Raw genomic sequence first — 11,857 nt, 5'->3', positions numbered from 1 at the left:
TAGCTAATTGCATTAGGGCTGCGGGTATATAAAACACCCGGTTCACAAGCCGGATATATGAAGGCAATGAATTTGTTTATCAACGCTTCGAAATCACTTGCAAAACGGGTGGGTCCATATATGACACTTGGTTTAGCCACCTTTCTTACCGATTATCAGCCGTAGGCTTTTTCAATAACTTCCGCTGTAAGGTTCTGCGGTGCATACCCAATTGTCGTGCGGTTTCTGATACATTGCCATTGTTGTTGGCGAGCACTTGTTGAATGTGTTCCCATTCAACGCGCTTGGGGTTAAGTGGCTGTTCTTCAATATCATCATAAGTGGTTGTGGTTTCAGCCGAGACGGATAATGCATTTAATAACGTTTGGGTATCGACGGGTTTAGCGAGGTAATTGTCTGCTCCAAGGCGGATGGCTTCGACGGCGGTGGCGATGCTGGCAAAGCCAGTGAGCAATACCATGTGTACCTGGGGTAAAAGTTGTCTTAAGGGTTTAATTAACGACAAGCCATTATGTTCGGCTAATTTCATGTCTAACACGATATGGGTGGGCACAAATTGCCTTGCCATTAATAAGCTATCACTGGCGTGATGGCAGGTTTTACACTCAAACCCATGCTTGCCGAGGCGGCGGGCTAAAATGGCAGCTAGGGCCAAATCATCTTCAATAATCAATAGCTTGTTCATGGTGATCTCAATCCAGCTTATCTTTATTTCAACTTCTGTTTACTTCGATTCGCTTCTATTCGTTAAAATAGCTTCAACTCGCTTTTTGTACACTAAGCGGTAATGTCACTATGGCTTCGGTGCCACAGTCTGGGTGCGGTTTAAGGTATAACTTACCGCCTAAACGCTCAAAACTGGTGTGACTTAATAATACCGCGATGCCCATCCCTTTGGGGCTTTTTACCATATTATTACCTAAGGTATGAAGCAAATGAGTAGCAATGCCGACACCGTAATCGCGAATAGTGATGCTCAATTCTTGTGGCTGTGACAGGCTGATATTGATATCAACAACGGCTGAGTGCTGGTTATCTTGACTCGCCTGAGCGCCATTTTGGATCAGGGCCATTAACGCCGGTAATAAGCTCATGTCGGTATATAAGATCCCCTGCTCGACTTGTGGCGTTAAGGTGATGTTTAATTGAGTTTCTGGCATTAATAAATTCACTTGGTCAATCAACATATCAGCTAACTGATTAACCGGTTGGTGGGTTAATTTATGCTCGCGTATCGACTCTGTGGCGAGGCGTAAATCGCTTAAGGTAACTTCACATCGATTAAGCGCTTGTTGCATCTCACTAATCAATTCTGTTTGTTCAGCATCATTGGCCGATTCGAACAGTTCATCAACCAATAAGCGTAATGTTGCCAATGGTGTTGCCAGCTGATGAGCCATTTGTGCTGATGCGGTGCCTAACGCCAAAATCTTTTCTTGGCGTAACTGGGCTTCGCGTAAATAGCGTAGCTCTGCATTTTTTTGGCGTATCCGTTTGGCGATAAAACCTACGGTAACCGTTAACACCAATGCAGAAATCACAAAATTAAACCACATGCCTAAATAGTGCGAGCCCATATCCATACTGTGGCTTACAGGCATAGCCTGATTGGCTTGTATCGTATGGGTCATTGGCATTTGGCTCATGTCATGGGCCATAGCGGGATCGCGCATTTCATCTGAAATATCGACAATCATTAAGGTATAAAATGCGGTTGATACTATGGTTAAGTACCAAGGCGCCCAACGAGGCAAGGTAATGGCAGAAATAGCTATCGGTAATAACAGTAATGATACGAAAGCATTGGTCGCCCCGCCGGTAAAATATAACCAGGTTGCCCAAAACAAAGTGTCTAACAATAAGGTTAAAAACAACAAACCATTGTTGTTCATGCTCAGTCGATGAAAACGATAACTAAAGCCAACATAACAAGCTTCAATAATTAACACGTATGATAAAGCTATTGGAGGAGTTGTTAACCCAAATAAGTCTGTGGCAAACAAGATCAGCCCAATTTTTAAACCCCAATTAACCAGTCGTAGTAAGGCCAATTGTTGCTGACTTGCGTTAAAAGGCATGTTCACATTTGCCATACTATTGCGATCCTAATGTTGATGATATATTCAGCTCAATCCCCTGCTGCCACTATTCTGACGTTGCCATAATAGCAGATCACTTTATCAAACTATTTCACCATTGTGATGCCAATATTGACCATTTAATTCACAACAACACACTGACGTGATTATTGGCAAGCAAGTTTAACCTCACCTTTGAAATAAGTGAGCAGATAATGACGACAAAACATAATATTGAAGTCATTTATTATAAATGAATTACTGCTGTTTAACGTTAACTTGATCCATGCTAACGATAAAAACGCTAAATGATAACACGCATCAATGGCTGTATTGAGTCACTTGTATGATGTCTATTTTAGGGTTAACAATAGATAACTGTTACGCTTTATAATTAATATTTAGCACAATAGGCTGGCCTTAGGTTACCGGCTTGTCGTAAAATAGTGATCTAACTAAAAGAGGCACTAATGGCTAATATTTCCAAATTTAATCGTGAAGAAGTACTTGAAAAAGCAAAAAATCTATTTTGGCAAAAAGGTTTTTTGGCGACTTCGACCCGAGAAATTCAAACTACCATGGATATGCGGCCTGGCAGCATATATGCCGCATTCGGTAGTAAGGCCGATTTATTTCACCAAACGTTGATTCATTACGTGCAAACCTCCACGGGTGATTTAAATGAAAAAATAGCCCAAAGTGACAGTGCCTGGAATGGATTTAAGCAATATTTACGCAGTATTATCGTGCCTTGCTGTGCAGAAGTGCCAAGCGAATTATGCATGGTTGTGCGCACTTTAGCTGAACTCGATGAATCTCATCAAGAAACACTGAACATAGCTAAAGATCTGCTGACTCAAGTTGAGCATCGCTTTGCCAGTATCATAGAAAAAGCTCAGCATGATGGTGATTTACCAAGCAAATTAGATAAATCTCAAGTGGCGAAAAAGCTACAAGTGCACATTATTGGTTTACGATCTTATCTCAAAGCCACCGGCGATACAGACACAGTAAACAGAGAACTAGAAGAATTCTTTATTCAATTAGAAAGTTAAAAAAGCGCCTTGAGCGCTTTTTTAATTTTTAACAAATGATAACAAAAATATGTCGTATTATTTAACGACAGCTTTAAATCCGCCAGCAACTCCACTAGGCAAGTAAGTCATAAAACTTGATATTAAAATGACCGATACCTATATATTCAATATTCACTTCTGTTGCCATGGGGACTTTGACAACACCGCAATATGAACCCGTGATAATGGCTTGACCAGCGCTGAGCTTAATGCCCAATTTTGCTAAGTAATTAATTAACCAATACACAGGGTTTTGGGGTAATTCACAAGGGTGTACCCCAGAAAATTGCTGTAATCTTGCGGTGCGTTCACCGTCACTGACCACCACCTCAATATGGCTGGCTTGATAAGCAATAGAAGTGTCTATTTTTGGACCTATGTACAGACCTTGATTGCTCAAGCCATCGGCAAGTTTTTGATAAAAACTGGGTTGTATCTCACGACTAAAACGATTTTGAATCAATTCTAAAGCCATGTGTGTAGCACTAATAGCTTGGTCAATGTCATCATTACTGTAATGGCGATAAGGCTCAATGTCCTGACCTAAAATAAACGCAATTTCAGGCTCTATCAGCGCGGTTGGCTGCCCGTCTTTAATACTGGGTATAATGCCGCAATCAATAGTCTGGCTCACTGCTGTTGATAATATTGGCGCAACAATTAACTGACCATTAGCTTGCGGAACTAGGCATTTCCAACCCGCAATAGTGTCATGTTGAGTTATCATCAATTGTTGGACAGCAATAGCCTGTTCAATACTTTGGGGCACAAAGGCTAAATAGTTTGAGTCAGGATGAGGAATACCACGCTGAGCATATAAATGCTTAGCAAGTTTATTAAGGGCTTTATCGGTCACAATAGCATCATCAAAAAATCAAAACGCTAGATTATCGTTTTTGGCTATTGAGATCGATAAATTTCGTATCCGAAAGCCAAAAACAACAAACCGCTGTAGCAAAGACAGCGGTTTGATTTTACTGCAAGTTATTAGCCTTTATTAGCGATATAACGCCAACCAGAAGCGGTTGATCTCATACAGCAGCTTACTTACGTGTAGCCCTTAACATCCATGCAGTTTTTTCATGTATGCGCATCCGGTCTGACACTAATGCAGCGGTTGATTCATCATCAGCCGCTTGAGCTAATTTAAGCACTTGTCGGGATGTTTTAACCACTTGCTCATGGCCTTGGGTTAATAAATCAACCATATCTGCAGAACTTGGTACACCTTCAACTTCTTTTATTGAACTTAAACGAGCAAACTCTTTGTAAGTCCCCGGTGCTGCTACATCTAATGTACGAATGCGTTCAGCAATATCATCAACAGCCACCGCAAGCTCAGTATATTGCTCTTCAAACATCAGGCGTAACTCACGAAAGTGTACACCTGTTACATTCCAGTGAAAATTATGAGTCTGTAAATAAAGTGTATATGAATCTGCTAATAAACTTTTTAAGCCTTCAGCAATTTTTAGTCGGTCGTCTTTTTTTATACCAATATCGATGTCTGTCATTTTATTCCTCTCAAAGTAGAATTAATTAGTCATAACATTACAGCATTTGTATAAATGGTGAATACACGTTATTCATAAGTCGCTTAATAAAATAAGCATAAAATCGAATAACAATATATTGGCCTTAATGCATATACCAACTTAACTAATATAATATTGCATCAGTGTATAGTATCAAACCTATTTGTTAAACCTATAAATAGAGTCTATATATTAACACTATTACTCAACTCATAGGTCTCTTTTTAAAAGGTCTCATTTAAAAATAAACCAATAACATCTTAACAGATGCCTTAACAATATATTACACACCATATAGTTACTGTTGATGAATAGCGCTATGGCTAACTCATCGTTAACGTTACTAATGTATTTATACTAACATCATGATATAAAGGATCAACTCTCAACGATTAATTTATGTTAATAGTTCAACTTAATCGCTTTATAAAAAATTTGAAATACAGCTCATATTGAAACGCGACGAGGAAATAACACCAAATACATATATCCCACCACCAGTAGATTAATTATCAGCACCACCACACTCATTAAGTTAAAGTGATTAACCACTTCATAAAGCTCTAAAGGCAGATATATCGCGCCACTGACCAACGCGAACCATTGAGTCCAGCGTAAGTTATGCCATAAACCATAAGCTTCAATAAAACGAATTAAGGTATATGCTGCAGCACCTATTGCCATTAACGTTAAACTCGATGGTGATACTGCGCTAACGGCCGAAATAAAAATACCGGGATAGTGACTCGCAGGATTTAAGTGCAGATGAGTCATCCATTGTGTTGCCAGCGCCGACAGGTTTTGCCCAGCATATGCATGCAGGCCGATAGCAACCAATAAAGCCAACATTCCTTTACTGGCTTCTAATACCGCAACCGCACGTACACCTTTGCCTGACGCTATCATTTTCGCATATCCACTCTAAACCGATTAGCCTATATTAGCGGCTCACAACAATGACGCCAATGACTATTTTACCGATAAAAAAGCACTTCAGTTGAAGTGCTTAGCCGTTAACCTGAAGATCATTTAAGGTAGTGAATAACGCAGTATTCGTTTAACCACTTGACTATATTGACGTAAAAAAGGTCCCGTATGATAAGCAATACCGTGACGGGCAAAGATAGCTTGCACTTTTGGCGCCACTTGCTGATAGCGTGACGATGGCAGATCGGGAAACAAATGATGTTCAATTTGAAAGCTCAAATGACCAGTGAATATATGAAATAATTTGCCGCCGAGAATATTCGACGAACCTAATGCCTGGCGATAATACCACTGACCTTGAGTTTCATTTTCACACTCAGCTTGGCTAAAGGTATGAACATCTGAGGTAAAATGACCACAAAATATGATAGTCGATGTCCATAAATTACGAATTAAATTGGCGATTAAGTTACCACATAGCACCCACAAAAATAGCGGCCCCGCGAGCAAGGGAAATAGCAGATAATCTTTGAATAATTGTTTACCACCTTTACTAAAAAAACGTCGTTTCAGTTCGCTTGGATCAATTTTTGATGGACGGTCTTGTTTCTTTTTGCCCATAAAAACACGTTCTGCGGCGAGTTCATGATAAGAAACTCCCCACTGAAATAGCATGCTTAAATTTAGGTAAGTGAGAAATTGCCACAGGTTTTTAACCCGCCAGGAAAAGTCATTCGACAAACGCAACAAACCATAACCAAAATCTCGGTCTTTACCAATCACATTGGTATAAGTGTGATGCTCATAATTGTGGATCCGTTGCCAACTTTTACCGTCACAGGCTATGTCCCAATCAAACTGACGCGAGTTAATATGAGGATCGTTCATCCAATCGTATTGTCCATGCAACACATTATGACCGATTTCCATATTGTCGAGAATTTTGGCACTGGCTAAGCTCAACACACCCAAAATCCAACAGAGTGGATGAATAACCCCCAACATCAATAACACACGCCCGCCCCACTCTAAAGCTCGTTGCCACACAATGACGTTACGAATATAGGCCGCATCGGCTGTGCCAACTTCGGTTAACGTTTGACGTTTCAACTCATCTAACTCGTTAGCTAACAGATCAAAATTAATATTCTTATTCATCACTTTACAGTTCCAACTCAAGTGGCGTCACCGCCTGAGAAATACATAATTGAATTAATTGCTCACCTTGCTGTGATATCTCACCGGTACGCATATTCCTCACCACACCAGATTTTTTAATACACTGGCATTGATGGCACACACCAATACGGCAACCAAAATTAGCACTGATCCCCTGTTGCTCTAAGCCATTGAGTAAAGAGTTGTTGGTTGCTAATGTTAGCTGGGTTTGTTTACCACGCTGGGTTAACTGAATATGCTGCTCGCCGCTGTGTGTTTGCGACATAACCGGAGCTTGAAAATACTCCGCTTGCCGCTGCTTTAACGGGTGATTAATGGCATCTAATTGGCGATCAACATCCTGCTTAAACTGGCCTGGGCCACATACCAACACTTGGCTTTGCACGGTGCAGTCACTCAGAGCATCCGCTAAATTGTCGCCATTTTTACGAATAAGCAATTGCACTTTTAATTGGTTTAACTGCTGCTGTAACGCCATGAGTTCGTCAACATACAAATGCTCACCCGGCTTGGCAAAGTAAACCAAATTAATGGGATTTTGTGGTTGTTGTGGTAGCAACGCCAGTTGGTTTAGCATCGCCATAAATGGCGTAATGCCACTCCCAGCCGCCACAAACCATAATGGTGTTGATGGTTGGATACGGTCACTTACTGCAAACTCACCTTGTGGCGCACTTAAATTGACGTAACTACCCGCGGTAATATTCGCCAATAATTTTGCCGTAAAAGCACCGTCAACATGGGTCTTAATGGTTAAACGAATCACGCGCTTTTTAGGGTATTGGCTATGGGACTGGTCGGGAGCAGAGGAGATTGAAAAAGGTCGGGTCATTAAACGGCCATTAATTTCTACCGTCAATAACACGTGCTGGCCTGCTATGGCTTGCGGCCAGGCTTTATCTGCAGACAAGTCTAGTTGCACAACATCGGCACGAAGTAATTGATGCCCCAACACCTGGGCGCGAAAACAATGGGTGCGCCAAGCTGGCTTTATGCGCTGCATAATAGGTTCGAAATAACTGCCAAGAGAGTCAGTATGGAATAAGGTTTTTGCGGTGACTTGGTTAAGTCGGGTCAATAGATTCATTTTAGCGCACAAGTGTTAGCTCAATTTCAGCGCACAATTGTACTCTTAAATTATATTGTGGTGCAAGTAGCCATGTTAACTATATCGTTTAAGCCTAATATAGCGTGATGGATGGTACAACATCACTCATGACCGTGGATGAATTTAAGCGGACTGAGTTGATGATGGGTTTATAAAAGGCATAGCATCAATTAAAAAACTGAAATAACCAGCTGAAAGTAATAAGCTGCAAAGCGTAAGTTAATCGGTCTAAAATGTTAACACTAGCCGATAAGTGATATTAAAAACCAGAGACATCTGAGTGGTTACGAAGAAAAAAATCGCTTACTTTTTCTCAAGAAAACACAAATAATGTTCGCGTGTAAGCTTAAAAATGCAAATGTATCATCTTGGCTAGGTAGCCCCAAATATTGCCCCTCTTGAGTTGAACTAGAATGGTGATATTAATAAGGGTTGTTACAGTTGCTCAACTTGCTTAAGCTCATCGACAGTTAACGAGCCGTAATCTCTAGGATACGACCAGCCATAACCCCAGCGAACGGATGTGGGTAAATAAGATGTGCAACCTAGGCAGTCATGTTTCACATTCACTTCCAGCTTATAATTATTGACGGGCTAAGATGGCACTGTGATCATGACAATAGTCATGACAGTAATATAAACAAACTCCGCTTAGGTATTAAATAGACCACACAGGTAATCATTAGTTTATACAAGTAATATAAGTTAACGATTATTGAGCCAATTTAATAAACCAAATTATTGAGCAAAATTAGCAAACCATTTTTGATACGGTTGATATATATCATAAAGCCAATTAAAGACCGCGGTATAAATTAAAATAAAAATCAACACTCCAGCTTCTAATATCAGGGTATCGATAAGGCTTAATGACAGATACCATGATACTAATGGAATAGTGACCAACAACATGCCGCCTTCAAAACACAATGCATGCATAATCCTGATCAGTAACGTTCTTTCAATCCTATTTGGACCAACTATTTTATCAAACCACACGTTATAAATGTAATTCCATAACATAGCAAATAACGACAAACCAATACTCACAACCAACATATCGCTGGCCTCTTGCTTCATCATTAACGCGCTTGTCGGCACAATAAGCGCCATTGCCAGCAGCTCAAACGTTATCGCCTGAAACACTCTTTCTTTACCTTGCATAATAGACTCAATATATCGTGACCTTTCAACTATTGTCATCCAGAATAGGGATACATAATAGTTGGATAGCATCGGGAAAAGCGATATGTATAGTATTGAGCAACTTGAGGCCTTTGTGGCGACAGTAGAAACTGGGTCTTTCTCTTCTGCTGCAAGATCCTTACATAAAGCGCAGTCGGTGGTCAGCCAGCATGTGATAAACCTCGAAATAGACTGCAACGCTAGCTTATTTGATCGTAGTGGACGATATCCGCAGTTAACCTCGGCCGGTAAAAAGCTGTTGCCACATGCCCAAGTCTTATTAGCGCAGCATCAACGCTTACGCTATTGCGCCCAAACCTTAGAACAGCAAACACTTTCAGAGTTAACCATTGGCTTAGATGAAGGCATTCCACTGCAAAAACTGTCGAATATTATTAATGAGTTAGAAGCAAATTTCCCAAATGTCACCTTAGAATTTTTAACCGCTTCAAGCATTGATATTATCGATATGATTGACACTGACCGAGCCGTCACTGGAATTATTTTCAGTGAACTGGTTATTCCAACGCAAATTGATTTTGAATCCATTGGCTCAATTAAGTTTGATATGTATGTCGCCAGTAGCCATGCGCTAGCACAACAAGTATGTGAAAACTTAGCCAGCTTAAAGCTGCACCGCCAATTATTGATGCGCTCACGTAATACCAAATCCAGTAGCTTTCAGTTAGCCATTAGTCCAGATGTTTGGTATGCCGACAATTATTATATTTTACTTGAACTGGCATTACAGGGACATGGTTGGTGCTTGCTGCCTAATCATATTGCCAAAAGCTATGTAGATAATGGCCAATTAGTACTGTTGCCCTCTGAATTTAAAGAAATTGGTTGGCAAGCAAATGTCGATGTTATTCAGCACCATCGCTATAGCAGCGAACCAGTATTTAAACAGCTAAGGCACTCATTACGGCAATTACTAACGCCTTAATATTAATAAAATATACAATATCGGCTAATGTTTATGCTAAAGCATAAGCGAAAATATGCGATATATGGATGTATGCCCAAGGGTTAACGTACAGGTTTCACGCGACTCAAATCATTTATGATATTTAGCTAAGATTGTTAACTCTTAGCATAGCGTTATTTTCTCAATGACCAGAATCTCTATTGTTGAACATTACCAGTGTGTTAATTCAGACTAATTTGCCATTAGCCAATATTCACACCTGTATTTAAAGGGTTGTATTAACGGTATAAACTCTATAAATCGGGCTAAAATAACACGATTAAATAACGATTGTTCAAAGCCATTGGACCTCACGGCTAATTAGGCATAATATCCAAATAGTACTCCGGCCACATTGTTGATTAACTGCACAAGCATTTTTGAACAATATCATGCTAAAGATTGAGCTAAAGATTGTGCTACAGGCTGATGTTGTTAGCATTTTTGCTTATATTACAATGTTAAATGAACTATCTTATGCAATGCTGTATGAATAAATACCGAGTAACTGATTTATCTTTGATGCAAATAAATACCCAAGGAACCGATATATGCTGATTGAACATAACATTACTGACGTTGATGTTGGAATGTATGTAGTTGAAATCACTGAACCTAAAGACATGTTTTCATTAACTAAGCCTGGTGTGATTAAAAGCAAGCGTGTTATCGAAGCATTAAAACAAAAGTCGGTTACTAAGCTGCTCATTGATACCAGTAAAAGTGAAGTTATTGTCGAAAAAGTTGATCTTAAGGTCAATGTGCCTAAGCCTCAAGCGCCTCGAAAAGTCACGCCTGCGCGCACCGATGTGACAGCAAATTTCTTTAATCAAGAAATAGTACGAGCGCGCCAAGTATTCAATGAGTCAAAAGACATTCAAAAAAAGCTGTTTAATAATGCGCAGCACGGTCTTCCGTTAGACATGGATCCGGTAGAAAAAATTACCACAGAATCAACAGATTTAATTTTTAATAATCCCAATGCCTTATCATGTGTGATTAATATTCGTAATAAAGATGAATATTTACTTGAGCATTCAGTGTCCGTGTCAGTACTCATGACGATGTTTGCCGTATACAAGAAAATCGACAAAGAGATTGTTAATCAACTGGCCATCGGGGCTTTTTTACATGATGTTGGTAAAATCATGATCCCCGATCGCATTCTCAACAAACCCGATAGACTGACTGAAGAAGAGTTTCATATTATGAAAACTCACGCCAGTTACTCTATTGAGATCATGAAAAATACTCCTGGGATCAGTGCGCTGAGCTTAGAAGTGGCGAGCCTACACCATGAAAAACTCAATGGTTTGGGTTACCCGTTCGGCGTAACGGCTGATAAAATTACCCTTTATGGCCGTATGATCAGCATTTGTGATATTTTCGATGCGCTCACTTCTCATCGTTGCTACAAACAAGGCTATGCTCAGGTAAAAGCCTTTAGTATTTTACGTGCGTTAGCAGACAACAATGAATTAGATAAAGATTTAGTCGACCAATTTATTCGCTGTATGGGAGTTTATCCTGTTGGCTCTGTGGTACAACTTGAATCAAATAGGCTGGCTATCGTTGAAGGCCATAATCCTCAAGATCCAATACGTCCTCTTGTGAAACCCTTTTATCATCTAAAACCGGATCATTTTGCATCTGATAAAAAAATTGATTTGGCAACCGTCACTGATGACTTAATTGTAAAGTGTGTGCGTGCTGATGATTTTAATCTGAACATGGAACAAATTATTGAATACCTGGCGCAAGAAGGCTAATCCCAACAAAGAAATTAACCGAAAAACTTAGCC

12 protein-coding genes are annotated in these 11,857 nt (G+C 39.9%); 3 read left to right on the top strand and 9 right to left on the bottom strand.

The genetic code is table 11. From position 1 onward, the window contains the following. Nucleotides 1-145 precede the first annotated feature (145 nt). A complete protein-coding gene (locus tag H5185_RS18515; RefSeq protein WP_124015992.1) occupies nt 146-685 on the bottom strand; it encodes a response regulator transcription factor in 540 nt (179 codons plus the stop codon). Nucleotides 686-758: 73 nt separating this feature from the next. Further along, nucleotides 759-2,093, bottom strand: coding sequence for a sensor histidine kinase KdpD (locus H5185_RS18510; RefSeq protein ID WP_182722822.1), 1,335 nt, complete (start codon nt 2,091-2,093; stop codon nt 759-761). A gap of 455 nt (nt 2,094-2,548) precedes the next feature. On the opposite strand from H5185_RS18510, the gene H5185_RS18505 reads away from it, so the two are divergent. After that, on the top strand, nt 2,549-3,133 hold the full coding sequence (locus H5185_RS18505) for a TetR/AcrR family transcriptional regulator (protein WP_182697214.1): 585 nt from the start codon (nt 2,549-2,551) through the stop codon (nt 3,131-3,133). 94 nt (nt 3,134-3,227) lie between these two features. Here H5185_RS18505 and H5185_RS18500 read toward each other — a convergent pair whose 3' ends face one another. The 7 genes from H5185_RS18500 to H5185_RS18475 form a co-directional block, all read right to left on the bottom strand. Beyond that, the gene (locus H5185_RS18500; RefSeq protein ID WP_182722821.1) at nt 3,228-4,010 is read right to left on the bottom strand and encodes a hypothetical protein; all 783 of its coding nucleotides are present in this window, start codon (nt 4,008-4,010) and stop codon (nt 3,228-3,230) included. Between the two features lie 187 nt (nt 4,011-4,197). Beyond that, complete coding sequence (locus H5185_RS18495) at nt 4,198-4,668, bottom strand: Dps family protein (protein WP_182742824.1); 471 nt, start codon at nt 4,666-4,668, stop codon at nt 4,198-4,200. A 468-nt stretch (nt 4,669-5,136) separates the two neighbouring features. Further along, nucleotides 5,137-5,595 carry a DUF2127 domain-containing protein gene (locus H5185_RS18490; RefSeq protein ID WP_182722820.1) on the bottom strand — a complete coding sequence of 153 codons (459 nt, stop codon included), beginning with the start codon at nt 5,593-5,595 and terminating at the stop codon, nt 5,137-5,139. A gap of 123 nt (nt 5,596-5,718) precedes the next feature. Further along, nucleotides 5,719-6,774, bottom strand: a complete 1,056-nt coding sequence (locus tag H5185_RS18485; RefSeq protein WP_182722819.1) for an acyl-CoA desaturase — start codon at nt 6,772-6,774, stop codon at nt 5,719-5,721. Nucleotides 6,775-6,778: 4 nt separating this feature from the next. Beyond that, nucleotides 6,779-7,882 carry a flavin reductase family protein gene (locus tag H5185_RS18480; protein WP_182722818.1) on the bottom strand — a complete coding sequence of 368 codons (1,104 nt, stop codon included), beginning with the start codon at nt 7,880-7,882 and terminating at the stop codon, nt 6,779-6,781. 456 nt (nt 7,883-8,338) lie between these two features. Further along, nucleotides 8,339-8,467 (bottom strand): hypothetical protein, encoded by a 129-nt coding sequence (locus tag H5185_RS23080; RefSeq protein WP_259395266.1) that lies wholly within the window; start codon nt 8,465-8,467, stop codon nt 8,339-8,341. Nucleotides 8,468-8,641: 174 nt separating this feature from the next. After that, entirely contained in the window at nt 8,642-9,067 is a 426-nt protein-coding gene (locus H5185_RS18475) for a PACE efflux transporter (RefSeq protein ID WP_182722817.1), read from the bottom strand. Nucleotides 9,068-9,152: 85 nt separating this feature from the next. Here H5185_RS18475 and H5185_RS18470 point away from each other — a divergent pair, with 85 nt between their 5' ends. Then, nucleotides 9,153-10,034, top strand: coding sequence for a LysR family transcriptional regulator (locus tag H5185_RS18470; protein ID WP_182722816.1), 882 nt, complete (start codon nt 9,153-9,155; stop codon nt 10,032-10,034). Nucleotides 10,035-10,606: 572 nt separating this feature from the next. Further along, a complete protein-coding gene (locus H5185_RS18465) occupies nt 10,607-11,824 on the top strand; it encodes an HD-GYP domain-containing protein (protein ID WP_182742823.1) in 1,218 nt (405 codons plus the stop codon). Nucleotides 11,825-11,857: the final 33 nt, after the last annotated feature.

It is taken from the genome of Shewanella sp. SG44-6, assembly GCF_014164185.1.
Lineage (GTDB): Bacteria > Pseudomonadota > Gammaproteobacteria > Enterobacterales > Shewanellaceae > Shewanella > Shewanella vesiculosa.
The sequence above is the reverse complement of the archived record's forward strand: the minus strand, read 5'-3'. Positions and strand labels throughout refer to the sequence as shown.